We start from the raw sequence: 25,294 nt of genomic DNA, 5'->3' as shown, positions 1-25,294 counted from the left end.
TTATTTTGGGCTTCTTGCATTTTGGAGTTATACCGTTGTTCTTGTAGCGAAATACAGTGAAGATAATCGTTTAATCTTTCTGTAAATGATGTTATGTTAAAAGTAATACTCTAGTCTTTTTATAATAAGGTTCTTTAGAACAATTTATATTTTGCGTAATATGAAGAGGTGTTAATAAAATGAAGTCTTACACACAATTTGAAAGAAGAAAACACATACTGGATGAGCTAGAAAAATACAATCGAGTAATGGTAAATGACTTAGCGAAGGTGTTAAATGTTACGACAGAAACAATACGAAGAGATTTAGATATGATGCATAAGGAAGGTAAGCTTACGAAAATACATGGTGGTGCAATTAAGAAAAAGGATCATACTATAGAATTTTATTTTGACAGACGTCGATCTGAGAATATTGAAGACAAACGAAAAATTGCCATGGAAGCAAGTAAACTAGTAGAAGATAATGATATTATCGCAATTGAAATTGGGACAACTACAATGCAGATTTTGGATTATATACATGATAAAAAAAATTTGACGATTCTAACAAACTCGATACCAGCTGTTAATAAAATTATTGAGCTTAAAGAACAATATGATTCATTTGATTGCAGATTAATAGTCATAGGTGGAATATTGAATACGAATTCATTAGCACTGTCTGGAGAAATGACGTTAAACTATCTTGACCACTTCACTGTTAATAAGTTATTTGCTTCGTGTGATGGGATTTCATTAGAAAAAGAACTGACATGTTCGTATATTGAAGACGCACAAATATTTCAGCAGTTAAAGAACAATGCAAAACAAGTTGTGATGATGGTAGATGAGTCAAAGTTTAATTTAACAAAGTTTTATAAAAGCGGGAATTTTAGTGATATAGATACGCTATATACAAATGCTAAGCTCGATGAGGCATGGCAAAACATTCTAATAAGTCAAGGGATTGAAGTAATAGCAGTATAGAAAAAATCAAAAAGTAGACTATTTCTTAGTGAGTTGAGAAATAGTCTACTTTTTGTTTATATGTTGTTTTATTTTGTTTATATGTTGTTTTTACAATTAGTTAACAAATTAACAACATTGTGTTAATAATGTACTCGTACAATATGAATTAGGAGGTGGCAAGAATGCAAATAAAACTATCAAAAGCTGTGTTCTTTTTAATACCAGTTGGAATACCTCTAATATTGTTTTGGATTATTCCGAATTTCATTAGTTTAGGTATTAGTTTTACTGATTGGGATTTTATGACGAATGATTTTAACTTTGTTGGATTAGAAAACTATTTCAATTTGTTTACACAAGATTCTTTTATGCAAGCATTGTTAAATACGTTTTATTTCGGAATTGGAACAGTCATTCCAACGATTGTATTAGGTTTAGGTTTCGCATTATTCTTCCGAAAAAAATTTAAAGGCTCTGCGATTTATCAATTATTGATTTTTTCACCATGGGTAACGCCGACGATAGCTGTATCCATTGTGTGGTCACTTTTATATGAACCTCAATTTGGAGTTATTAATAAAGTTCTAAACTTTTTCGGGATACCAGGTTTGGATTGGCTTCAAAGTAGTCAAACAGCGATGCTAGCAGTCATTATTGTGACAGTATGGAAATTAGTTGGATGGACGATGATTTTCTATATTGGCGCATTAGAGAAAGTACCAGATGGCTTATATGAGGCTGCTAGTATTGATGGAGCGAATTCGTGGCAGAAATTTCGATATGTAACACTGCCAATGGTTTCAGCAACAACTTTCTTCTTAGTTGTTGTCAATACAATTTCTGCGGTGCAGGCTTATGATCAAATTAAGATTTTAACACAAGGTGGACCTAGTGGTTCGACGCGTACGTTACTTTATTTATTCTTCCAACAAGGGTTTGAACAGTTTGATATGGGATCTGCAACGGCAATCGCATTTATTATATTAATCATTACAATTTTACTATCTGTTATAAACAAAATAATAGGTGACAAGTGGGTGAACTATTAAGGTGAATAATATGAAAAAAGCTCCATTAATCATAAAGCATCTCTTTTTAGCTTTATCAAGTATCTTGTTTGTCTTTCCATTCATATGGATGGTACTTGGTTCGTTTAAATCATCTAGTGAAGTATTACAAGGAGGTTTTTGGCCAAAAGAATTTCACTGGGGAAATTATCGCCAAGTATTAGATATTCTTCCATTTAACACGTATTTATTTAATAGTTTCTATACTTCTTTCATTATTACTATATATGTACTTGTTTCGTCAGCGCTTTTTGCTTATATGTTGGCATTTTATAAGTTTAAAGGGAAGAATATTACGTTTAGTGTTGTGATGGCAACCTATATGATCCCTGGGGCTGTATCTTATGTTCCTGTATATGTAATGTTAGGGAAGTTCGGTTTACTTGATTCACATTTTGGATACATGATTTCTATGGCTGTTAGCGTATTCGGCATTTTCTATTTAAAACAATCATTCCATAAGGTTGGCTATGAAATAGTTGAAGCAGCCAAAATTGATGGGGCAAGTGATTGGCGTATTCTTTGGAAGATTATTTTTCCGATGACACGATCATCATTTGTAACACTAGGGTTGGTCACATTTATTGGTAATTATAATAATTACATCTGGCCAGCTCTTATATTGAAAGATAGTACGCAAAAATTAATTACAAATGGAATTGCTGATTATTTCATTAATAGTTCTTTAGGACGAGATTGGTCACACATAATGGTTGCAAGTACAATCGCAACAGTGCCGCTCTTACTCGTATTTTTAATTCTACAAAAATGGTTCTTATCTGGTGTTACTGATTCAGGAATAAAGGGTTAATTAACTATTAAAGGAGATATTGGGGATGAAAAAATTATTCATGCTTTTAACAATTTTACCACTGTTTGTTAGTGCACTTGCAGGTTGTTCAGGCGGAAAAGCAAGTACTGTTAAAGCAAGTAAAGAAGGCGAGAAAATTGTTATTCCATTCATTAATGGAGTAGGTGGTTCTCTTGCAGATCGTGTAGATAAGATTGTGGAGGAATACAATAAAAGTCAGGACAAGTATGTAGTGAAAACGACGAAAACAGGTAACTATGACGAGTCTTATCAAAAGCTTCAAAGTGGATTTGCGGCGAATAACCAAGAAGCAATCGCATTATTAGGCTCAGACATCGTCCAAGAATATGTTAAGAAAAAGTTAATTGTACCTTTAGATGAATATGTTAAAAATGATAATGGATTTAAAAAAGAAGATTATGGAAAAGGTTTTATGGAGCAAGCAACAATTGACGGGAAGTTATATGGAATTCCGTTTTACGGTACAACTCAAATTTTCTATTACAATAAAAAAATGTTAACGGAAAATGGCTTTACAAATGATGATTTAAAGACGTGGGAAGGTGTAGAAAAAGTAGCGAAAACAGTAGCAAAACGTGATGCAAATGGAAATGTTTTGTACGCTGGCTGGATGCCAATGTGGGGTACGTCAAACTTAATTGATGCGGTTCGCAGTGCTGGCGGTAATGTATTAAGCGCAGATGGTAAAAAAGTGTTAATTAACGATGACACTTGGGTTACGGTATGGGGAAAATTCCGTACATGGCTTCATGAAGATAAAATTATGAAAATTCATTCAGGTGGAACTGGATGGGAATATTGGGATAAAACTGTAATTGATTTAGTAGAAGGTAGAACGTTAGGATTTACAGGTTCATCTGGTGACCAAGGATTTGTTTTTAAATCGTTAGGTAAAGGCATGACTGAGGAAGAACGTCTTAACACATTTGAAGCACTACCGCAACCAGCTTGGGGTAATAATAAACCAGCACCAAAATTAGAAACATATTTATTCACATTAACGAGAAATATTGATCCAGAAGTAGCAAAAGGTGCATATGACTTTATGAAATTTGCGACAAGTACTGAGAAAACGGCTGAATGGTCAATGGCAACAGGTTATATTCCTGTTCGTAACAATGTAACAGATTACGGTCCATATGCTGAATTTGTAAAAAAACAACCACAAGCATTAATTCCATTAGAGCAAGCTAACAAATACGGAGTGGGGCCATTTGTGGATCCAACTGGCGGGAAAATCAATGACGCATTAAATGTAGCTAAGGATAAAGTAGAAATTGAAGGAATTCCTGCAAAGAAAGCATTAGATGAAGCAGCCAAGGTTGCGCAGGAAGAATTAGATAAAGTTCTGAAAAAGAAGAAATAAATCTACCTTGAAGAGAAATGTGAGGTGTTTTTGAACGAAAGAAGGGCCCTATGACTCTTTCATTAAAATATAAAAAAGGTGTGAAAACTATGATTGAAATGAAAAGTGCTATAATGCTTTCTCCATTCGTAAAAAATAAACATTGTTTCCAAATGGATGCGACTGATAGTACAAACTTTACATTAACTATTGATCAAGGGAAGAACCGGAAAATTCCGCTTTTACTTATTTTGAGGGATCCTAGCGGTTGTGTGCGTATACAGTATCAAACCCCAATTATTGATGAAAAACTAGTTGTAGCAAAAGATTCAAAATTTTGTTCAGCTGGTTGCAGTGGAGGGGAAATACAGTCAGGTAATTGGGAATTAGAAGTAGTATATATTCCCCATTGTGCAGAGAAAGTACTAAAGTTTACCGGGAAAAATGTTGAATATACAGTCAATATAATAGTGAATGACGAGTTGAAGCGAGAGTATAATAGAGAGCATTTTTGCAAGGAAAATGTTTTTATTGATGAATACAGTTTTAATAATGTAATAAATGAAGAGCATCGTTGGTACAAAGGAGATTTTCATGAACACACAAATTTAACGGATGGTGAGATAGATGATGAACTGGGAATGAAAGTGTGTGAAAAACAAGAGCTGGATTTCTTATATGCGACGGAACACAACATTGTCATGCCATCTTATCAAAAAGGAAGCACATTAATTATACCATCAATGGAACTTACAACTCCTTACGGACATTACAACATATTTGGTATGAAGGAATATATTAACTTCACAGATTATTTAGATGAATCGTTTAGTGTCAAAAACATGAATGGACTATTTTCTCTCATGAAAGAAAAAGGCTATTTAATTAGTGTGAATCATCCATTTATGAAACCTTGGGCGAACCAAATTAATATTAAATTAGAAAGTATTCATACGATGGAAATTATGTGTGATCCAACCTATAAAAAGAGTAAACCATCTACTTTAGAAGCTTTACATTATTTCGATCAAATGTGGTTAAAGGGTCTTAAAATTGGGGGGATAGGAGGAAGTGATTCTCACTTACATCCGTCTAAAACATTTCCAGGATCGAAAGACCCATCGATTTACGGTGATCCAGGAACATATGTATTATGTAATGGTTTATCTATTAAAAACTTAAATGATGCAATCCAAAAAGGCAGAATTTATTTTTCTCGATTTAGAAAACTAGAGATAGATATTCAAAATGAAGGTGAAACTATTTATGTCGGCGATGAGGCTAAAGGAAATATTATTTACAACATTCGTACAGATAAAGCATGTGAGTGGAGACTAGTTGTGAATGGGCAAATAATTGAAAAAGAATTTGGCGGCGACGTAACCTTTGAATTCTCTTTACATGAAGATGAATATGCTAGAGTTGAGGGATGGGAAGAGGACGAATTAGTAGCGTTTATAAATCCTATTCATAATAAAGTGAAGTGTAAAAATGGTAACACATGGTATGAAGTGTTAGGGGGAGTCGAAGGTGAATAAGGCAATTATTTTTGATAAAGATGGAACATTAATACAGTTAGATTCAGTTTGGTATAAAATTGTTCATCGTGTACTAGATGATATATTTCAAATGTATCCAAATGAAAAAAGTAAACGAGATGACTACTTAAAGATTATTGGTATGAGTGATAACGATTTTGAGAGTACGAGTTTACTAGCTTGTCGTACAAATTACTTTATTGCGGCTGCATGGTTTTCGTTGTTAGAAAATCAAAATGTGAATAAAGAGAATTTTATTCATGATGTATGTGCATTATTCAAAAAATACTCTACAGCAGATGACCTTGTATTTACAGAAGTAGAAGGTGCAAAGGAAACATTACGATATTTAAAAGATAATGAGTATGTAATTGGGGTTGTTACGGCAGACGATGTTGATGCAGCCATACATTCTCTAAAAATGACAGAGTTATATGATTATGTAGATTTTTTAGGTGCAGATGATGGTGTTAATAGAACAAAACCTGAAAGTGACTTTTATCATATGTTCAAAGAAAAATTTTCACTGGTTGAAGAAGATGTGCTCATGGTAGGTGATACATTAACAGATGTTAAATTTGCAAGAAATAGCAACATTAAAGTAGTGGGCGTCCTATCAGGTGCGAGCAGGAAGGAAGATTTAGAAGGAAAAGCGGATTATATTTTAGACAGCATGAAGGATATTCCGAAAATTTTATAAACCGTGCCCTGAGTATTTTCAATAACAGTATCTATAAAAATGGCTCAAATTCTAGGAGGAAATTATGGCTCAACTATCATTCAAAAACATTTACAAAAAATATGATCATGATGTGACAATCGTAAAAGATTTTAATCTAGAAGTAAATGATGGAGAATTTATCGTGTTGGTTGGACCTTCAGGATGTGGAAAATCAACTACATTACGTATGATTGCGGGGCTTGAGGAGATTTCAGAGGGAGACTTTTATATTGATGGAAAGCGTGTAAATGATATTACACCGAAAGATAGAGATATAGCAATGGTTTTTCAAAACTATGCGCTCTATCCACATATGAGTGTGTATGATAACATGGCGTTCGGATTAAAATTGCGAAAATATAGTAAAACAGAGATTGACCAACGTGTGAAATATGCAGCGAAAATTCTTGGGCTTGAGGAATATTTAGGTCGGAAGCCAAAAGCACTTTCAGGTGGACAACGTCAGCGTGTTGCCTTAGGACGAGCGATTGTTCGGAATGCAAAAGTATTCTTAATGGACGAGCCTTTGTCAAACTTAGATGCGAGGCTACGCGTTCAAATGCGTGCTGAGATTACAAAATTACACCAGCAGCTGCAAACAACAACTGTGTATGTCACGCACGATCAAATAGAAGCTATGACGATGGCGACGCGTTTAGTTGTGCTAAAGGATGGTATTATACAACAAGTCGGTACACCTAAAGAAGTCTATGAAAATCCAGAGAATGTATTTGTCGGTGGATTTATTGGCTCCCCTGGAATGAACTTTTTCAAAGGAGTATTAACAGAAAGTGCGGTTATGATTGATAAGTGGAAAATTGAAGTGCCAGAAGAGAAGATGAAAGGCTTGCGAAACAAAGGATATGCCAATAAAGAAATCATCATAGGGATACGTCCAGAAGACTTTTGTTATGGAAAAACAATCTCATCCTTACCATATAATGCAAAAATAACGGTATCCATTGATGTAGCAGAATTAATGGGGGCAGAAACATATCTTTATTCCAACATCAATGGCCAACCCTTTGTTGCACGTGTTGATGCTTCTATTGATGTGCAAAGTCAATCAAAGATGGATCTTGGTTTAAACATGGACAAAGTTCATTATTTTGATTTTAAAACAGAGAAGCGAATCGTTTTATAAGTTAATCACTAATTAAGACGATTACACTTTTAAAACCTGTTTGACCACTCATATAAATTAATAGTAAAAAACCGATTATCCTTTAGAATAAGGAAATCGGCTTTTTTATGTAAAAGATCGTTTAGCCTACGGAATATATGTTTTGTTAGCGGGACCCCATTGCCATTAAGCTAAAATTTTGTTGCGACCCCAGAACGAAATTTTGTGCTAACTTGTAACAAACAATCTCATTTTTTCGTTTTGAGATGAAGCTGTTTTCTTAAGTTGATAGATGTGTGGCTGTACCACATCAAAGAGATGATAGTTTTAATGTGTGTAAATTTACAGATTGCAATGTAGAAAAGTAAAAATTTCGTTTAGGGGGTACCTCAAGACCTTAGGTTGATGGGTATGGGGCGCCCCAAAAAAAGTAAAACTTTCATAAGTTAGTTATATATAATATGTGAGAGCCTGTTATTTAGGTCTTGATAATAAAGTTTCTGCGTTTTTTACATTTTATTTACTTAAATCAAAGTTTTCTATGGTTACGAAGTGAATTTAAAAATAATCACCCGTATTGGGTTTTTGATTCTAAAAATTTAGAAGATTTTATTCGAATTTTATAGAATATAACATATACAAAACAAGGAGGAGATGAAATGGAAGTCTTTCATGTATCGAGTAGAAAAAGGGAGACATATAACGTTCAAATTAAATATTCGATACTTTTCGAATGTGCACTTGGGATTGCGGCAATTACTCATAAAAGGTTAATTGACACACTAGAGAAGTCTCAAAGTGAATGGGAAGAAATTAGGCAATCTTTACCTCATGAAATGATAGAGCATTTACAGTTTGTCGAGAAGCATAATACGTGGAAAGCATTGCTACAGCTACTATATCAGGGAGTTTTTACGGATTTATCTCAGTTTATTCAAAATATCCATTCACTATCAGAAGTAGATTTAAAGTATGTATGTTTACCATTTTTAGGAGATATACATCAAGATAAAAGACGTTTAGCGGCAAGTGGTGAAGTTTCAGCAATACATGAATTAATGGAGCTAACGCATGACCATCAGTTTTTCTCTACTTATATTGAGTTTATATGTAATGTAGACGTGCAGTTATTGAAGGAGCATTTAATTGCCGTTATGACTGGCTGGTATGAGAGTGTAGTTAAGAAAGAAGAAGAGCAGCTACTCTCTATACTACAACGAGATTATGAAGCAAAAAATGAAATGAATGAGAAGATGAAGTCAGAAGAGTTTGTAGAGTGGGCGACAGGCGGAGTTACATATATGCCAGAGCCAAGTGTTCATCATGTACTTCTTATTCCTCAGCTTACATATAGACCATGGAATATCGAAGCGGATTTGGAAGATACGAAAGTATTTCATTATCCAGTCGCAAATGAAAGTATACATCCAGAAGATCCATATGAGCCGAGTTATTTTTTAGTTCATAAACATAAGGCGCTAGGGGATGAGGCAAGGTTACGTATTGCAAAGTTACTGTTTGAAAAAGAGCGTACGCTGCAAGATATAACTGAGAGATTAAAACTCGGAAAATCAACAGTACATCATCATTTGAAACTTTTACGTTCAGCGAAATTAGTTGATATTCATGACGGGAAATATGTTTTGAGAAAGAAAGCGATACATTCTTTAGCGAAAGAATTGGAAGTGTTTTTGAATCGGTAGTAAACAACAAGAGAATGTACATAAAGGGAGGAACTAAATAGAAAAGTTGGTGCGCTATAGTGGGAAATGTATTGAAAAATCGTTCATTCTTTTTTATGTGGATTGGCAGTGCAATTTCAGAATTAGGTGGGGCTTTCGGAACATTATGTAATTCCATTCTTGTATACGAGCTAACAGGATCGAAAACAGCATTAAGTAGTATGTGGTTACTATATCTTATCCCGTCTCTCATACTACAATTAGTCATCGGACCATTTATTGATAGATGGAGCCGAAAGTGGATTATGATTTTGTCACAATGGATGCGGGCTTTTATTTTCCTAATACCTTTAGTGATGTTAACTATTAATCATATAGACGTTTGGCACGTTTATATTGTTCAAATTATAGTTGGTCTCATTACACCGCTTTATACACCGGCGAGTCAGGCGATTACACCAACTGTTGTAAGTAAAGAGCAGCTTCAAGACGCAAATGCGTATATTGATGGAATGACGCGCCTAATGATGTTTCTTGGGCCAGTATTAGGCGGTATTGTCATTAAGTTTGTTGGAATTAAGCTTACACTATCTTTCGTATGTATTTGTTTATTTATAAGCGGAGGATTATTGCTTTTTATAAAAGAAAAGAGGGTACAACAAGAGCTTCGAAAAACATGGCTAGAACAATTTTTTCACGGGTTTACATACTTTTTCACAAAGCCGATTATCGTTTGGCTCGGAGTATTTCTTACATTTGTTCAATTTGGAGTAGGAGTAACGATGGTTACGACTCTTCCTTATATAAAAGATGAACTATCGGCAGGCTATGCGGAATACGGTTACTTCATGGCTGGTTTTCCACTTGGCTATGTAGTTGGCTCTATGTTAATTGGGAAAGTGACATATAAAAGCCGTCGGTTATTCATGCTTGGAGGATTATTTGTAGGAGGGCTCACTTATATTTCACTTGGTTTAAATAACAGTATCCTTATAGCGATTTTTATTGAAGTAATTGCTGGTGTATGTATTGCATTTTTCAATATTCATAACACAACTCTATGCCAACAAATTGTCCCGAATGAGATGATAGGAAAAGTGTTTTCAGTACGGTTATTTTTGATACGATCAGCTATGCCGTTAGGTGTATTATTAGGGGGAATACTGAGTGAAATATGGGGAGTGAGAGTATTATACTTTATTATCGGTTCGATTATATGTGTTACCTCTTTGTTAGGTATGTCCCTTCCTTATTTTAAATTTTTGGATGATGTGATTGAGGAGAAATCTGCATAATTCTAATAATTTTAAATTTATAATTGAAAATAATTATCATAATCAATTATACTAGAGGAATACTAGTATTCGTATTACAAAGAGGGAGTGGGATAAATGTTTATCGAAACAAAGACATTTACAGTAAAAGAGGGTACATCTGATATAGTTGTAGAGCGTTTTACTGGAGAAGGAATTATTGAAAAGTTTGAAGGGTTCATTGACTTAAGTGTTCTCGTTAAAAAAGTAAGACGCGGAGACGAAGAAGTAGTAGTTATGATTCGCTGGGAATCTGAAGAGGCATGGAAAAACTGGGAAACGAGTGAAGAACATTTAGCGGGACATAGAGCGAGCCGTGGTAAACCAAAGCCAGATCATATCATTCACGTTGAGCATGCGGTGTATTATGTGAAATCATCGAAATCGGCTTATCAAAAGTCATAATAATAAATATAAATAAAAATAGAGGGTATATGTTTAAGAAATAAACATATACCCTCTATTTACGTATTCAATTAATTGGAGGATAAAAATGATAGAAAATCTTTCATTTATCGATAAATCGATATTTCGTGTCGAATCGTTCATATAATTTCATTCACTGCATTCCAAATGTTTCATTAAAAAAACGTTCTAGACGATAGAAAAAAGTATTAGACTAAAATAGTTGTAGACTGAACACTTGAGTATCTTCCCTTTAACATTCAAGTGTTATGAATATGGGTCAATATACTTCTGTATAATCCCTGTTCAAAAGGAGATGAGTGAATGAGGTTGAATCATTTAAACCTATGTGTGGATGATTTATCAGAAGCTAGACATTTCTTTGAAACATTTTTTAATTTTCAATTTTTGGAACAAAAAGGAAAGGCCCTTGTAGTGATGAGTGATGAGAATGGATTTATACTCGTGTTAAGTGATCCAAAAGCATTCAAGGGGAAAAAGGACGTTATGTATCCTGAAGCTTTTCATATTGGTTTTTTGGTGGAAACTTCAAGTGAAGTTGATCAAGCGTATAATCGTTTAGTAGCTGGGGGCATTGAAATAGAAAAGGAACCTTATACAATGAGAGGAAGTAGTTATGGTTTTTATTTTACAATATTTAATGGCTTATTAATTGAAGTTTCTTGCCTAGACTATAGAGATGGTAAGAAAGTTTCAAAACTCGATGACAATCATCAAGAGTAATTGTTTCAAGGTGTATATATAGCCCCTTACCAAGTTTGGGAAGGGGCTTGTTACCATAATGCTCGTTATTCAATAAGCTACATTTGAACTACCCCACTTAACACGCTAACGAGCTATTTGAAGCGGGGGTAGTTCAAGAGTCAAGATAAAGAAAGAAAAAAGAATATGATGGTATCAATAAAATTCAGTTTAGTACACTATTTTAATGGAACACCAAAGTAAAAAAGGAGCTTCACTTAGTCGGCAAATCGACTTATGAGACAGCTCCTTTTTTTATAAATTAATCTAACTTCATTTCAAATTCAAGTCGTGCCGGCTTGTCTGAATACGGCATACTATGTTCTTTAAATAATAGGCTAATTCCAGACGGGTTATCAGGAAGAGCAGGGGAAATAACAAAATGAAACCCCATATGTCCATTGCCTCCACTTGCACCTTCTGACCAACAATTGTATGTGTCATTTATAGATAGTTGGAAAGAATCATGCACCTTTTGTTCATTAAAAACGTCATTCATTGGATCCCAATCGCTATATAAATATACTACACTAGCATTAGTGTACTGACGAATAAAGGTCACAGTATACATGATTTCTTTATGCTCAAAGTTTTTAAAAACAGGTATATGTTTTAGAAACTTAGTTGGTTCGATGAGAGGTTTAAATAAATCTTCGTCCATCATAGAGGAGAACAATGAATTTAAATAGTCTGGATAAAATCCGTTCTGCTCAGACCAGTTAGAAATAGCCTCATCAGGTGGAAAACCGGGATTTCCATTCGAAAGTTCTTTTCGTTCTTTTAATAAAGAACAAATTTTTTCATCAATAGAATATAAGCGTTCATCGTAATGATCAGTTGGGCGTTCAAAAGACGTTCGTTGCATAATCATTCCTCCTTTTCTATAGTTTAACAAAAAAGACAGACTAATAAATAGTCTGTCTTTTTTGTATTAATTTTTTACATCGTCATATAATTCCAACGCTTCTTTCACATTCAATCGATTTTTTACAATGCCATGAATCGCTTGAATCATCGCAGCTGGATGCTCGGATTGCCATATGTTTCGGCCCATGTCTACGCCAATTGCACCTTCTTGCAGAGCATTGTACGTAATGTTTAATGCATCTTCGATTGAATCTAATTTTGGTCCGCCGGCGATAACGACTGGGGCAGGGCATGTGCTCGTAATTTTTTCGAATCCTTCGCAGTAATACGTTTTAATAATGTCAGCTCCCATTTCAACACATACGCGAGAAGCAAGTGCTAAGAAGCGAGCTTCCCGTTTTTGTAATTCTTTTGCAACGGCAGTAATACCGAGTACGGGCAAACCGTAATCGTGAGCTTCAGAGACTACGTTTGCGAGATTTGTAACGGTTTGTGTTTCATAGTCTGATCCGACAAAAACGGAAACTCCGACGCCAATTGCATTTTGTTTGACCGCTTCTTTCACCGGTGTAACAATTGTTTCATTCGCTAAATCTTTACCTACTACAGTTGGCCCACCTGAAACACGCATAACCATCGGTGTTTTGCAGTCTTCAGGAATGCAAGAACTTAGTACACCTCTCGTTAAAAAGAGGGAATCCGTATAGGGAAGCAGATTTTTAACCGTCTCTAGTGGTTGTTCTAGTCCGTGAATCGGCCCTAAAAAGTAACCGTGATCTATCGCTAACATAACCGCTCTGCCATCAGGTAAAATTGTGTTTAATCGATTTTTAAATCCCCAAGTCATTGGAAATCACTCCTTCGTTAATGTTGGATTTTCAGTTTGTACCGTATCTTTTTCTTGTAAATGTGGTGACTTAATAAAAACAGCTTTAAAGGTTTTATCTGAATGGTTAATGAGATAGTGAGACTCATGAGGACGAACTTGCAAGACGTCCCCTTGTTTAATAGGGACTCTTTCATTATCAATATAGAAATCAATTTCTCCTTCTAATGCATAAAAGATTTCTTCGCATGTTGTATGATAATGATTTTGAAATTCTTGACCAGGCTGAATAACGACTAGACCGAGATCAATGTTTGGTCCTTTTACTAAATATTTTGGTCCATTATCACCGAAGCGATAGGAGAAGTCATTTTCATTCACTTTAAGCATAGCGCTCACTCCTTTATGTAATGTGTTACAGTGCACCTGGAGCAATCCACATATGTGATGTGAATCCTTTATCCGCTAAAGCGAGCTGTTTTTCATAAACTACTTTCCATGTTTCATAGAACCCTTTATATAGTTCATAATTTTCAGCGTTTGGTTCGAAAGTTTTTTCCCACTGTACAAACTTTTGGGCAGTTTCTTCCATAGATTTATATATTCCAGCACCAACTCCAGCAGCAATGGCAGTTCCTAAGGCAGCCGCTTCTTTTACAACCGGCACTTTGACAGGAATCCCGAGAACATCTGCGACAATTTGTGGCCAAAGCTTTCCTTTAGCCGCACCACCTGCAAAGATCACTTCAGAAGGAAATTTTCCTGTTAGAGCTTCTATTAATTTCAAGTTTCCAAATGTTACAAAGGCAGCATTTTCTTCAATTGCGCGGAACATTTCTTTCTTGCCGCATTTTTCAGCATCTAAGCTTAAATTTAAAAAGGAGGGTGCAGCATGACGCCAAGAAATGTAATTCATGACGTTTGAAAAGGTAGGAATAATGCCGTGTGAGCAGGCAGGCACATCTTTCGCTTGTTCTTCTAATAATTCATAAGCATCTACGCCAATTTCCTCAGCGAGTCTTTTTTCTTCTTGGCAAAAGGCATCTCGAAACCATCTCATTACAAGACCTGGGAAAAAGGCAATCGTCTCATATTGCCAAAGATTAGGGATAACGTGACAATTTACACGAACGTAAGCATTCGGGTCCGTATTTGGTTCTGTTATATTTACTTCTTGCTGCCAAAAACTGCCCCCGCATATAAATGTTTGCTCTGGTTTTACGACCCCCGTCCCGAGGGATGCCATTTGTGCATCACCGCCCCCAGTAACAATAGGGGTTCCTACATGTAATCCTGTTAATTCAGCGCTTTGTTTTGTGATATTCCCGATAACTGTACCAGCTTCATTTACTTTTGGAGAAAAGGATAGAGTAAGACCACATTGTTCAGCGACTGAGTTATCCCAATTTCTATGTTGTAAATCGAATATACCGGACGTACATCCGTTTGAAGGATCAATTTGCAGTACACCGCACAATTTATAAAGAATCCAATCGTTTAACATCGTGAAAGAATGAATATTACTGTACACGTCTGGTTGATGTTTTTTGATCCAAAGTAACCGAGGTAAAGCACCTAATGAAAAAGTTTGGCCTGATTTTGCATATAAATCCTCCTCAATTTGTGAACGAAGTTGTTTTAATTCGCTCACCTCAGCAGACGCGCGGCCATCAACGTTTGCACATGCCCATATTTCTTGCCCGTTTTTATCGTATACAACAAAACCTTCTCGCATACTTGTGGCGCTAATTCCTTTAATAGAGGAAGGGGATATATTGCTTTTTTGAAGGACATCTTTCGTGCATTCTTGAACGAGCTTCCAGTTTTCCATAACATCAAAATTCATAGAACCAGGATACCGAGTGTCTGATGTATGAATCCATTCTTTTTGACTTACAGCAAGCTGATTACCTTGTAAATCAAAAAGGACCGCTCGAATACTCCCTGTACCTGCATCGTAAGCTAATAGATAAGACATTATGATTCACCTTCCTTTCTTAATAAGGAGAGGGCTGTTTTTTCATCAGTAATGAATGTATGAATAAATTTTCCTTTTAAGGCACCATAAATGGCATCTAATTTCCCCTCACCACCAGCGACACCAACTACATGTTTCATTTTGCGTAAAACAGTTAGAGGTGTACCGATAAGACGAGCGTGGTGAGGAAGTTCTAATTGTTCTCCGTTTGTATTATAAAACTGCCCTAAAATATCACCGACTCCATTTTGACTACGTATGTAGGTCATTTCACGAAGCGTTAATTTCTCTTCTTTCACGATTGTGGCGTCTTGAGATAAACTACCGATGCCCACTACTGCTGTATGAGCAAGTGAAGCAACATGCAGCATATCTTTCACGCTCGGTTCAGAAAGAATACTTTGCGCCATTTCAGTTGAGGATGCTAAAAATGGTGTAGGAATGATATGGAGTTCTCCATGCATGTAGTTTAAATAGTTTTGTTTTCTGGGAAGATAGTGGTTTACCCCGCCAGTAAGGGTAACAATTGAGAGCTGCATAGATGATTCAAAATGAATGTTTTCTAGCATTTTTGATATCGTTTCTCCCCAACCAATACCGAGTAAATCTCCTTGTTGAAGATGTGTTTCTAAATATTGTGCCGCAGCTTTTTCGAGCGAATATGGATGATCCTCCATCGGTGTTGGGATAACGAAAGCGTCTTTTAAATGGAATTTTTTCATGAGATCACGCTCAATGCTTAAGCAGTGTAAACCAGTTCCTTTTACATGAAATGTAACAATCCCTTCCGTACGTGCTTTATCTAATAACCGAACGACTTTATTTCGTGAAATATGAAGCAATGAAGCGATTTCTTGCTGCGTAAGATGATCTTTGTAGTAATACCAGGCTACTTTTGTTAACAAATTTTCTTCAAAGTTCAGCTGTGACATTCTCTTCATCCCTTTCAACAATTGACCAATGCTTAAACATATGTGGTGTTTATTTTGTTTATACCGATAGAAGCGATAATTATCCCGGCGAAAAAAGTGTTCTAGATATGAAAAAAGGAATATACAATGCTACAAAACAAGTAGAACAAAAAATCATTTTCTCAAAAATTGTTTTGGATAAAGGCAGGGGACAAGAAGTGGAGAACATGCCCTTATTACAAGTGAAAAAAATGAGTAAATCATTTTCAGACCAACTTGTATTAAAAGAAGTAACTTTAGAAGTAGAGCGTGGGGATGTGTACGCTTTAGTGGGAGGGAATGGTGCTGGAAAATCAACGTTAATGAAAATATTAACGGGTTTGTATGCTTATGATGCTGGAGATATGTATGTGAAAGGGAACATCCAAAGATTTTCTAATCCAGCGGAAGCGCATCATAATGGAATTTATTTAATTCCACAAGAGCCGTTAATCTTTCCCCATATGACAATTGAAGAAAATATATGCATTGGAGTAAAAGGGAAAAAGAAAGAGCTTCGAAAAAAGATTCATAAACTGATAGAAGATTTAGGATGGAATATTACACTCCAGGAGCTTGGTGGTGCATTATCGATTGCGCAGCAACAATTAGTAGAAATAGTAAGGGGATTAATAAGGGAAGCAGAGATTCTTATTTTAGATGAACCAACATCGACATTAACAACTCATGAAATAAAGAGTCTTTTTGTACTGATGAAAAGCTTAAAAGAAAAAGGAATTGGGATGATTTATATAACGCACCGTTTTCCAGAAATATTTGAAATTGCGAATAAAGTAGCTATTTTACGCGATGGTATGATAGTCAGCCAAGGAAGGGTATCTGATTATACATATGACATGCTAATGGAGGGATTATTGCCGAAAGGTTATAAGCATGAGGAGAAAAGGGAAGTAATTCAATTTACGATACAAACTTCTCAAAAAATATTAGAAGTAACGAATTTATCCAGTTATGCATTTCAAAATATATCATTAACCGTACATGCTGGAGAGATTGTAGGAATTGCAGGTATTGTTGGATCAGGAAGAACAGAATTAGCAGAAGGATTATATGGACTACAACCTGTGAAATCTGGCTCCATTTTATTAGAGGGCAAATCAATTACAAAGCATTCGGCACATAGACGATTAGACGAAGGGATGGTATATGTTCCTGAGGATAGAGCTGGTAATGGAATTTTTTCAATTGCGTCTGTTAAAGAAAATATAACTTCAGCATCTTTACATCGATTCAGCACCTTTTTCTTGCACCATAAAAAAGAAAGCGCTTTAACGGAGTCTTATATTAAGAAGTTTCGAATTATTGTTCCTCATATTGATGAAGAGATGACATCTTTATCAGGGGGAAATCAACAAAAGGTCGTGTTAGCTAAGTATCTTGCTTGTGAACCTAAAATCATCATTCTTGATGAACCGACCCGTGGGATTGATGCGAAAGCTAGATTAGAAGTATATGAGGCTATACAAAGTTTAAGACATTCGGGACTTGCGATTGTATTAATTTCTTCAGATATCGAGGAAATTGTTCAATTAGCTAATCGTGTATATGTGATGAGAAATGGGGAATTTGTCTCACATTTAGGAAAGGAAGAAGTTTGTATAGATGAAGTTACACGCCTTGCATATGGAGGAAGGGAAGGTGTAACGGAATGAAACGCTTTGCAAATGTATTTAAAATGCACGAAACGTCCATTATCATTTTACTTCTTATTTACATAGCTTTCGTCGGAATGATGAACCCTAGTTTTGTTCAGTTTAGTTCACTGTCTTTAATTATGAAATCTAGTGTTATTTTAGTCATTTTAGCAATTGGTCAATCTTTCGTATTGTTCACGAAAAATATAGATGTTTCAGTCGGCTCTATTATGGGATTAAGTGCGGCAATTTGCGGGAGGTTTTTAACGAGTGGGTATAATACCTTCTTTTCTGTAATTGCTGCAATTATACTTGGGGCCGTTATTGGCATGATAAACGGAATTGGAGTTGCGAAATTTCGCGTGCCGGCCATTATTATGACATTAGGGATGCTTGGGATTATTAGAGGAGCGATGTTACTATTTACGGGTGGAAAATGGATTGAAGATATTCCGAATCATTACAAACAATTATCATCTATTACAGTGTTGGGACTACCGATAACTGTAGGGGGTGTTCTTCTTATTTTGCTACTATTATATTTCTTTTTAATGAAAGTGCCATTTGGGAGATATTTTTACGCAGTCGGAGATAACGAAGATGGGGCACGTCTTATTGGAATACCGGTAGACAAGGTGAAAATATATGCATTTATCATATCAGGTATAAGCGCAGCACTTGCCGGATGCATTTTTGTGATGAATATCGGCTTTGTTCCAAATCAAACAGGTACAGGAATAGAATTGCAAGTCATCGCTGCTGCTGTTTTAGGAGGGATCCATTTAAAAGGGGGAACGGGTTCTATATTTGGCGCAGCATTAGGAGCAGTTTTTCTAGAAGCGATAAGTAGTTCATTAGTCTTTTTAAAAATACCTGCCTTTTGGAATAGTGCTATATCAGGATTTTTACTCTTACTGATTATTATATTAGATAGTGTATTAAAAAGATGGAAGAGACTCCGGCAACTAGAAGAAAGGAGGATGAATCTATGAAGTATGCACGGGGACTTTTAAGATGGGAAGGGATTCTTATTGGATTACTTATTATAGAGTTCATTCTCTTTAGTTTATTAAACAGTGATTTTTTTCATATTAGTAATTTACTGTTTAGTATGAATGACTTCATTTTTATTACTATTGCCGCCATTCCGATGACTTTTGTCATTGTAACAGGTGGAATCGATGTATCTGTAGGGTCGATTATGGGGCTTACGTCCATTCTTATCGGTGTGCTTTGGATGAATGGTATACCAATTATTTTAGCTGTCAGTATCGCACTTTTTATAAGCTGTTTAGCGGGGGGATTAAATGGTGTCATTATTAAAATGACAGATGTAGAACCTCTTGTCGTTACACTTGGAACAATGTTTTTATACGCTGGAATTGCTCTTGTCATATCAGGAGGTTCAGGTGCTTCCGGATATGAAGGGATAAGTGGTTTACCGGATACTTATGTCCAACTTGCAAATGGTAGTTTCATAGGTATTCCTAATTTATTATGGCTACTTTCACTTTTAACGGCAGTGTTTGCAGTATTGTTTCACCGTACAACATATGGTCGCCATGCCAAATTAACGGGTGCAAATGAAAACACAGCGAAATATTCCGGGATTAGAACGAAAAAGGTAGTTATTATCGCTTATATGCTTTCTGGGTTAGGAGGTGGATTAGGAGGAGCATTTTTAACAGCGTATTTCGGTTCAGCTCGTGCCGATATAGGAAGTGAAACGATCTTGCCCGTTATTACGGCAGTTGTATTAGGCGGTACACTCATTACTGGCGGGAAAGGAAGTATTTTTGGAACAGTACTAGCGAGTATATTTATTGGCATGATGCAGTACGGTCTGCAAATGACAGGCTTAACGAATGAACAATCCAATGTTGTTATAGGTATTATCCTTATTCTTTCTGTTATTATGAGGCATTTCAAATTACAGCAATTCACTATGTGGAAAAGAAAGAAATTGCATAAGGGGGAAATGTCATGAGAAGAAAATTGGGGATTTTTATTATTATATGTATTTGTATGATCGGTTTAATCGCATGTTCTAGCCAAACTGCAGATAAGAAAAAAGCAGATGATGTGAAATTTGCTTTCATTCCGAAATTAACAGGAGTGGGCTTTTTTACATCTGGTGGTGAAGGCGCGAAAGAAATGGGAGATAAGTTAGGGGTACAGGTGAAATACGATGGACCATCAGAGGCGAGCGTATCAGGGCAAGTAAAATATATAAACAATTTCATTAATCAAAACTATGATGCAATTATGGTTTCATCTACGTCAGTGGATGGTCTTTCTCAATCCTTACAACGGGCAAAGAAAAAGGGGATGACTGTATTAACATGGGATTCTGATGTGAATCCGAAAGATCGTTCTTTTTATATAAGCCAAGGAACACCAGATCAACTTGCAAATTTATTAGTTCAAATGACTTTTAAGCAAATAGGAGATAAAGGGAAAGTGGCATTCTTTTATTCAAGTCCAACTGTAACAGATCAAAACCAATGGGTAACGAAAGCGAAAGAGATTATAAAAGAAAAATATCCGAACTGGGAAATTGTAACGACGCAATATGGTGAAAATAATGCACAAAAATCATTATCAGTTGGAGAGAGTATTTTAAAAACATATCCAGATATTAATGCTGTCATTTGTCCAGATGCAACTGCGCTTCCAGCGATGGCGCAAGCAGCTGAAAACTTAAAGATGGATAAAAAAGTAGCTGTAACAGGATTTTCTACACCAAATGTGATGCGCGATTACGTAAAACGAGGAACAGTACAGCAATTTGGATTATGGGATGTAAAACAACAAGGCGCACTTGCAACTTATGTTGCAAATGAAATTGTCGTAAAAGGGAAGAAGTTAAAAGTAGGGGATAGCTTCGAAGTAAAAGGGATTGGAAAAGTGAAAGTAGAGCCAAATTCAATTCAAGGATATGATTATGAGGCAGAAGGGAATGGTATTATCGTACTGCCGGAGAGGGTTGTATTTACGAAAGATAATATTGATAAATATAACTTCTAGTGAAGAAATAAAAAACGTCCGTTATAGTATCGGACGTTTTTTATTATGAAGATTTTACAATCCCTTCATTACGAAAAAAGAATTAACTATGGACTGGTTCTTTTTCGTTCAGACTAAGCGCCTTTGCTGTTGAAGTGTAAATTTCTTGGAAAAGCTTTGGATTTTCCATTAGTGATATTCCATAAGAAGGAATCATTTCTTTTATTTTCGGTTCCCATGCATTCATATGTTGTGGGAAGCATTTTTCTAATACTTCAAGCATAACGTGAACGGCAGTAGAAGCACCTGGCGAAGCGCCGAGCAATGCAGCTATTGAACCATCAGCCGCACTAACAACTTCCGTACCAAATTGAAGTGTTCCTTTACCACCAGCATCAGTATCTTTAATAACTTGCACACGTTGTCCTGCTACTACTATATCCCAATCTTCGCTTTTTGCGTTCGGAATAAACTCTCGTAATTCTTCCATGCGCTTTTCATGCGATAACATAACTTGCTGGATTAAGTATTTCGTTAATGACATCTCTTTTACGCCTGCTGCTAACATAGTTAAGACATTATTCGGTTTTACGGAACCTATCAAATCGAGGTTTGAGCCAGTTTTTAAGAACTTTGGTGAGAAGCCAGCAAATGGTCCAAACAGTAATGTTTTTTTGTTATCAATATATCTTGTATCAAGATGTGGAACAGACATTGGCGGAGCGCCAACTTTAGCTTTACCGTACACTTTTGCATGATGTTGCTCTATAACTTCTGGATTTTTACAGACCATAAATAGTCCGCTTACTGGGAATCCACCAATATGTTTTGATTCAGGGATACCAGTTTTTTGTAGTAAAGGTAGACTACCGCCTCCACCGCCGATAAAGACGAATTTCGCAGTATGGAATTCCATTTTACCGCTATTCATATCATGCACTTTCACTTCCCAAGAGCCGTGTTTTGTACGTTTAATATTCTCAACGCTATGATTGTAGTTTATCTCGACATTTTTACTCTGTAAGTGGTCAAACAATATGCGTGTTAACGCACCAAAGTTTACATCTGTTCCAGAGTCGATTTTTGTTGCTGCTATTGGTTCATTCGATGTACGGCCTTCCATAATAATTGGGAGCCATTCTTTCAGTGTTTCAGGGGCATCGGAAAATTCCATCCCTTGAAAAAGAGGATTGTTTGAAAGCGCTTCAAAACGCTTTTTCAAAAACGTTACATTTTTTTCTCCTTGTACCAAACTCATATGAGGTATTGGCATAATAAAGTCCTGCGGATTACGAATTAGATTGCTGTTTACAAGATAAGACCAAAACTGTCTTGAAAGCTGGAACTGTTCATTGACTTTTATTGCTTTGCTAATGTCTATAGATCCGTCAGATTTTTCGGATGTATAGTTAAGCTCGCATAATGCGGAATGGCCTGTACCTGCGTTATTCCATTCGTTAGAGCTTTCTTCTCCTGCTTTTGTGAGTTTCTCAAATACTTTGATTTCCCATTCAGGTGCTAATTCTTTCAACAATGAGCCTAAAGTCGCACTCATAACTCCGGCACCAATTAAGATAACGTCTGTTTTTTGCTGCATGTTGCTCATGATAATCTCTCCATCCCCTATATTGGCAAAAAAGAGTAGGTGCTTTTGCTTATAAGCCGTAGAAAAAGAAAACACCACCTAGGCCCCACCTAGGCATATACCTTTTTTGTCACAATTATATAACCATCTCATAGTCTATTATAATAATTAATAGACTAAAATATCTAGTGTTATCTGATAATTTTAAACTATTTAACGTTTTCTTCGAAAGAATCCTTCTCTCATAAGCGTGAACAAGTTGGTAGTAAAGCAGTATTGGGAGAAGAATTCCAGTCTGATGTTATCCCAAAAAAGCTTACAAACCTTTCTATTTCAGTATGATATACCTTTGGAAAATAGAAGAATTCAATTTTTATAACATTTAATTTGAAAAGATAGATTAAATAGTGTATAAATGGTAAGATTATTCTGAATTTTTATCAGGAGGGATATCATATGCTACACGGGAACAAATCGCAATTTTATTTCGAAATTTTTCTGTGAAAGAATGTAAAGGATCAAGTAATTTATACGAATATTTATCATTGAAAATTTCAGAAGATGAGGAAGTTCTTACGTTAGCCTCTCACGCACAATCTGGTCAGCCAATTCCAAATTTATTATTAGGCGCGGTCCATTATTTGTTGTTAAAAGGAAATGATCACATTTTACAAAAATATTATAGTAGTCTAGTTGAAAATTCGGATACAAAGTTGGAACAATCATTTCAACATTTTAAAGACTTTTGTCAGCTTCATAGGGAGGAAATTATCCCTATTTTACAAACGAAACTTGTTCAAACAAATGAAGTAAGGCGATGTGCTTATTTATATCCAAGTTTTTGTTATATATTTAATAAAGTGAAAAAACCTTTAGTATTAATTGAAATTGGTACAAGTGCTGGATTACAACTATTTTGGGATCAATATAGTTATTCGTATGGAACAGAAGAAGTATATGGCAATACAAAATCTAATGTTCATTTACAGTCAGAAATAAGAGGAGAGAATAAGCCATTCTTCTTAAAACAAAGCCCACCTGTCGTAGAAAGAATTGGACTTGATTTACATATAAATGATTTAAATGATGAAGAAGACTATTTATGGTTGCGCGCGCTTATTTGGCCTGAACATAAGGAAAGGCTTGAAATGTTCGATCATGTAGCAGAGTGTTTAAAAGGACAAACAGTGAAATTTATGGAAGGAGACGGGGTAGCACTTCTTTCAAAAATTACAGATCAAATACAAGAAGATGCTGTCATTTGTATTTTCCATACGCATGTAGCAAACCAAATACCTGAGAATGTAAAGCGTACGTTAGTAAAACAAATTGAAGAAATTGGTGCAAAACGAGATGTCTTCCACCTATATAACAACATGTGGGATCGGGACCTTCATATTGATTATTATATTAACGGAAACGAATATTGTGAAAGTGTTGGAGAAACCGATGGACATGCAAGATGGTTTAGTTGGAGGCTTGAGGATAAGTCGCTTTGTTAAAGGGGCTGAGAAGAAACGAGGAATCTTAATAGTAACGGATTCCATCATCAATATTTGGACAAAAAACAACATAAAAATAGCTGATGGATGAAACTCCATCAGCTATTTTTATGTTGCATTAAATCTATCAGGTGCGCATGTAGCAATTTCATCATCAGGAACTGCAACTATAAGCCAAACGTCATCATCATATTGGCCGCCTGCTTGTCAACATTCATAGTTGTTGTGAAACCAATTTACAAAAATTGTGTATCCATATTTGTAAAATAAATCTTTATTGGGGTTGGGAAAATACCAAACTGTATTCCATCAACTTGTGCTCCTAAAAAGAGATGTTTCAATACTTTCTCAGTATAAATTTTGTTCTCTTTTTCCATTGTACACCCCTCCTTCTATGTAAAATATATAATGTTTTTCATTGTAATAAAATAATTATTTTATAAAATGAACCTTTTGTGGGAAACGGACGAATGTAGTGTGAAAGATCATAAGAGGGGAACGTAATTTTGGATGAAGTAGAATGAAAAGAATGGCTACGGAAGATGATATTACATTTGGGAAATATAAAGAATCCAATGTATGAGCTATGAAATCAGTCGTTCCCGTTAAGGAAGGAAGAAGTGCATACCAAATTTATTTAAACGTTAGTACATTATCTAAAAAAGAACTTGAGAAGATTTTACTTTCGGTGGTTGAATTGTGTGTGGAATTTAGAAACTAAATGTGAAGCAATGAAAGCAAGGGAAAAGGTAATAAGATTTCATTTAAAATCCATTTCATAATATTATTATGTAAACAAAAATGATGAATGTACAGTTTGTTAAATCGTGCAATATTTTTGATTTTTATATGGCTGCATAAGTATTATGTTCATAGGGGGGATAATATGAGTAAACATAAAAAAATCATAGCGATTTCAGGGAGTATTAGGGAAGGGTCATCCAATACAAATATACTAAAAGCTTTAACAGCATTTATTCCGGAAGGCGTAGATTACACTATTTATACTGGAATAGAGGAACTTCCTCATTTCAATCCGGATGTAGATCGAGTGAAAGCACCAGTTGTTGTTGAAGAATTTCGAAAGACAATAAGTGAATCACATGCACTTATTATTTGTACACCAGAGTATGCAAAAGGTATACCAGGAGTTTTAAAAAATGCTTTAGAGTGGCTTGTTTCATCAG

The 25,294-nt window shown here is 35.4% G+C and carries 24 protein-coding genes; 17 read left to right on the top strand and 7 right to left on the bottom strand.

Annotation, left to right across the window (positions count from 1 at the left end):
- Positions 1-179 precede the first annotated feature (179 nt).
- The 11 genes from DJ93_RS00845 (at position 180) to DJ93_RS00795 (ending at position 11,720) form a co-directional block, all read left to right on the top strand.
- Complete coding sequence (locus DJ93_RS00845) at positions 180-968, top strand: DeoR/GlpR family DNA-binding transcription regulator (protein WP_042978763.1); 789 nt, start codon at positions 180-182, stop codon at positions 966-968.
- Positions 969-1,132: 164 nt separating this feature from the next.
- Positions 1,133-1,999, top strand: a complete 867-nt coding sequence (locus DJ93_RS00840; RefSeq protein ID WP_042978762.1) for a carbohydrate ABC transporter permease — start codon at positions 1,133-1,135, stop codon at positions 1,997-1,999.
- Between the two features lie 10 nt (positions 2,000-2,009).
- A complete protein-coding gene (locus DJ93_RS00835; RefSeq protein ID WP_042978761.1) occupies positions 2,010-2,828 on the top strand; it encodes a carbohydrate ABC transporter permease in 819 nt (272 codons plus the stop codon).
- 25 nt (positions 2,829-2,853) lie between these two features.
- On the top strand, positions 2,854-4,215 hold the full coding sequence (locus DJ93_RS00830) for an extracellular solute-binding protein (RefSeq protein WP_042978760.1): 1,362 nt from the start codon (positions 2,854-2,856) through the stop codon (positions 4,213-4,215).
- Positions 4,216-4,304: 89 nt separating this feature from the next.
- Complete coding sequence (locus DJ93_RS00825; protein ID WP_042984083.1) at positions 4,305-5,732, top strand: CehA/McbA family metallohydrolase; 1,428 nt, start codon at positions 4,305-4,307, stop codon at positions 5,730-5,732.
- Complete coding sequence (locus DJ93_RS00820; protein ID WP_042978759.1) at positions 5,725-6,432, top strand: HAD family hydrolase; 708 nt, start codon at positions 5,725-5,727, stop codon at positions 6,430-6,432. Before DJ93_RS00825 ends, DJ93_RS00820 begins: the two co-directional genes overlap by 8 nt.
- 64 nt (positions 6,433-6,496) lie before the next feature.
- The gene (locus DJ93_RS00815) at positions 6,497-7,597 is read left to right on the top strand and encodes an ABC transporter ATP-binding protein (protein WP_042978758.1); all 1,101 of its coding nucleotides are present in this window, start codon (positions 6,497-6,499) and stop codon (positions 7,595-7,597) included.
- Between the two features lie 638 nt (positions 7,598-8,235).
- Positions 8,236-9,279 carry an ArsR/SmtB family transcription factor gene (locus DJ93_RS00810; RefSeq protein ID WP_042978757.1) on the top strand — a complete coding sequence of 348 codons (1,044 nt, stop codon included), beginning with the start codon at positions 8,236-8,238 and terminating at the stop codon, positions 9,277-9,279.
- Positions 9,280-9,338: 59 nt separating this feature from the next.
- Positions 9,339-10,553, top strand: a complete 1,215-nt coding sequence (locus tag DJ93_RS00805; protein WP_042978756.1) for an MFS transporter — start codon at positions 9,339-9,341, stop codon at positions 10,551-10,553.
- Between the two features lie 96 nt (positions 10,554-10,649).
- Positions 10,650-10,976, top strand: coding sequence for a heme-degrading monooxygenase HmoA (hmoA, locus tag DJ93_RS00800; protein WP_042978755.1), 327 nt, complete (start codon positions 10,650-10,652; stop codon positions 10,974-10,976).
- Positions 10,977-11,300: 324 nt separating this feature from the next.
- The gene (locus tag DJ93_RS00795) at positions 11,301-11,720 is read left to right on the top strand and encodes a VOC family protein (RefSeq protein ID WP_042978754.1); all 420 of its coding nucleotides are present in this window, start codon (positions 11,301-11,303) and stop codon (positions 11,718-11,720) included.
- A gap of 280 nt (positions 11,721-12,000) precedes the next feature.
- Here the strand turns inward: DJ93_RS00795 and DJ93_RS00790 are convergent, their stop codons facing one another.
- The 5 genes from DJ93_RS00790 to DJ93_RS00770 all read right to left on the bottom strand — a co-directional run bounded on the left by DJ93_RS00790 (position 12,001) and on the right by DJ93_RS00770 (position 16,359).
- Positions 12,001-12,603, bottom strand: a complete 603-nt coding sequence (locus tag DJ93_RS00790) for a chorismate mutase (RefSeq protein ID WP_181969216.1) — start codon at positions 12,601-12,603, stop codon at positions 12,001-12,003.
- A gap of 66 nt (positions 12,604-12,669) precedes the next feature.
- On the bottom strand, positions 12,670-13,452 hold the full coding sequence (gene lsrF / locus DJ93_RS00785) for a 3-hydroxy-5-phosphonooxypentane-2,4-dione thiolase (RefSeq protein WP_042978752.1): 783 nt from the start codon (positions 13,450-13,452) through the stop codon (positions 12,670-12,672).
- 6 nt (positions 13,453-13,458) lie between these two features.
- The gene (locus tag DJ93_RS00780; RefSeq protein WP_042978751.1) at positions 13,459-13,821 is read right to left on the bottom strand and encodes a cupin domain-containing protein; all 363 of its coding nucleotides are present in this window, start codon (positions 13,819-13,821) and stop codon (positions 13,459-13,461) included.
- 25 nt (positions 13,822-13,846) lie between these two features.
- Entirely contained in the window at positions 13,847-15,409 is a 1,563-nt protein-coding gene (gene lsrK, locus DJ93_RS00775) for an autoinducer-2 kinase (RefSeq protein WP_042978750.1), read from the bottom strand.
- Complete coding sequence (locus DJ93_RS00770; protein WP_181969215.1) at positions 15,409-16,359, bottom strand: sugar-binding transcriptional regulator; 951 nt, start codon at positions 16,357-16,359, stop codon at positions 15,409-15,411. Before DJ93_RS00770 ends, lsrK begins: the two co-directional genes overlap by 1 nt.
- 179 nt (positions 16,360-16,538) lie before the next feature.
- Here DJ93_RS00770 and DJ93_RS00765 point away from each other — a divergent pair, with 179 nt between their 5' ends.
- The 4 genes from DJ93_RS00765 to lsrB are packed head-to-tail and all read left to right on the top strand — an operon-like array spanning position 16,539 to position 21,041.
- Complete coding sequence (locus tag DJ93_RS00765; RefSeq protein WP_042984082.1) at positions 16,539-18,032, top strand: sugar ABC transporter ATP-binding protein; 1,494 nt, start codon at positions 16,539-16,541, stop codon at positions 18,030-18,032.
- Positions 18,029-19,006, top strand: coding sequence for an ABC transporter permease subunit (locus DJ93_RS00760; protein ID WP_042978748.1), 978 nt, complete (start codon positions 18,029-18,031; stop codon positions 19,004-19,006). The genes DJ93_RS00765 and DJ93_RS00760 overlap by 4 nt, the downstream gene beginning before the upstream one ends.
- The gene (locus DJ93_RS00755; protein ID WP_042978747.1) at positions 19,003-20,001 is read left to right on the top strand and encodes an ABC transporter permease; all 999 of its coding nucleotides are present in this window, start codon (positions 19,003-19,005) and stop codon (positions 19,999-20,001) included. The genes DJ93_RS00760 and DJ93_RS00755 overlap by 4 nt, the downstream gene beginning before the upstream one ends.
- Positions 19,998-21,041, top strand: a complete 1,044-nt coding sequence (gene lsrB, locus DJ93_RS00750; RefSeq protein ID WP_042978746.1) for an autoinducer 2 ABC transporter substrate-binding protein LsrB — start codon at positions 19,998-20,000, stop codon at positions 21,039-21,041. Before DJ93_RS00755 ends, lsrB begins: the two co-directional genes overlap by 4 nt.
- 82 nt (positions 21,042-21,123) lie before the next feature.
- Here lsrB and DJ93_RS00745 read toward each other — a convergent pair whose 3' ends face one another.
- The gene (locus DJ93_RS00745) at positions 21,124-22,629 is read right to left on the bottom strand and encodes a malate:quinone oxidoreductase (protein ID WP_259300233.1); all 1,506 of its coding nucleotides are present in this window, start codon (positions 22,627-22,629) and stop codon (positions 21,124-21,126) included.
- Positions 22,630-23,054: 425 nt separating this feature from the next.
- Between DJ93_RS00745 and DJ93_RS00740 the strand changes: the two genes are divergently transcribed.
- Positions 23,055-24,107 (top strand): DUF2332 domain-containing protein, encoded by a 1,053-nt coding sequence (locus tag DJ93_RS00740; protein ID WP_042978745.1) that lies wholly within the window; start codon positions 23,055-23,057, stop codon positions 24,105-24,107.
- Positions 24,108-24,343: 236 nt separating this feature from the next.
- On the opposite strand, the gene DJ93_RS34725 is transcribed toward DJ93_RS00740, so the two are convergent.
- Entirely contained in the window at positions 24,344-24,484 is a 141-nt protein-coding gene (locus tag DJ93_RS34725; RefSeq protein WP_420911783.1) for a hypothetical protein, read from the bottom strand.
- A gap of 509 nt (positions 24,485-24,993) precedes the next feature.
- Between DJ93_RS34725 and DJ93_RS00735 the strand changes: the two genes are divergently transcribed.
- Positions 24,994-25,294: NADPH-dependent FMN reductase (locus DJ93_RS00735; RefSeq protein WP_042978744.1), on the top strand; the 301-nt coding region annotated here is incomplete at its 3' end.

The sequence above is a fragment of the Bacillus clarus genome, from assembly GCF_000746925.1.
GTDB classification, from domain to species: Bacteria; Bacillota; Bacilli; order Bacillales; family Bacillaceae_G; genus Bacillus_A; species Bacillus_A clarus.
This window is presented reverse-complemented; position numbering and strand designations above follow the sequence as displayed.

What these genes read in the sequence shown, in the direction of transcription:
- DJ93_RS00845 (WP_042978763.1), top strand. Translation starts at nt 180, where the DNA reads ATGAAGTCTTACACACAATTTGAAAGAAGAAAACACATACTGGATGAG.
- DJ93_RS00840 (WP_042978762.1), top strand. Translation starts at nt 1,133, where the DNA reads ATGCAAATAAAACTATCAAAAGCTGTGTTCTTTTTAATACCAGTTGGA.
- DJ93_RS00835 (WP_042978761.1), top strand. Translation starts at nt 2,010, where the DNA reads ATGAAAAAAGCTCCATTAATCATAAAGCATCTCTTTTTAGCTTTATCA.
- DJ93_RS00830 (WP_042978760.1), top strand. Translation starts at nt 2,854, where the DNA reads ATGAAAAAATTATTCATGCTTTTAACAATTTTACCACTGTTTGTTAGT.
- DJ93_RS00825 (WP_042984083.1), top strand. Translation starts at nt 4,305, where the DNA reads ATGATTGAAATGAAAAGTGCTATAATGCTTTCTCCATTCGTAAAAAAT.
- DJ93_RS00815 (WP_042978758.1), top strand. Translation starts at nt 6,497, where the DNA reads ATGGCTCAACTATCATTCAAAAACATTTACAAAAAATATGATCATGAT.
- DJ93_RS00810 (WP_042978757.1), top strand. Translation starts at nt 8,236, where the DNA reads ATGGAAGTCTTTCATGTATCGAGTAGAAAAAGGGAGACATATAACGTT.
- hmoA (WP_042978755.1), top strand. Translation starts at nt 10,650, where the DNA reads ATGTTTATCGAAACAAAGACATTTACAGTAAAAGAGGGTACATCTGAT.
- DJ93_RS00795 (WP_042978754.1), top strand. Translation starts at nt 11,301, where the DNA reads ATGAGGTTGAATCATTTAAACCTATGTGTGGATGATTTATCAGAAGCT.
- DJ93_RS00790 (WP_181969216.1), bottom strand. Translation starts at nt 12,603, where the DNA reads ATGCAACGAACGTCTTTTGAACGCCCAACTGATCATTACGATGAACGC.
- lsrF (WP_042978752.1), bottom strand. Translation starts at nt 13,452, where the DNA reads ATGACTTGGGGATTTAAAAATCGATTAAACACAATTTTACCTGATGGC.
- DJ93_RS00780 (WP_042978751.1), bottom strand. Translation starts at nt 13,821, where the DNA reads ATGCTTAAAGTGAATGAAAATGACTTCTCCTATCGCTTCGGTGATAAT.
- lsrK (WP_042978750.1), bottom strand. Translation starts at nt 15,409, where the DNA reads ATGTCTTATCTATTAGCTTACGATGCAGGTACAGGGAGTATTCGAGCG.
- DJ93_RS00760 (WP_042978748.1), top strand. Translation starts at nt 18,029, where the DNA reads ATGAAACGCTTTGCAAATGTATTTAAAATGCACGAAACGTCCATTATC.
- DJ93_RS00755 (WP_042978747.1), top strand. Translation starts at nt 19,003, where the DNA reads ATGAAGTATGCACGGGGACTTTTAAGATGGGAAGGGATTCTTATTGGA.
- lsrB (WP_042978746.1), top strand. Translation starts at nt 19,998, where the DNA reads ATGAGAAGAAAATTGGGGATTTTTATTATTATATGTATTTGTATGATC.
- DJ93_RS34725 (WP_420911783.1), bottom strand. Translation starts at nt 24,484, where the DNA reads ATGGAAAAAGAGAACAAAATTTATACTGAGAAAGTATTGAAACATCTC.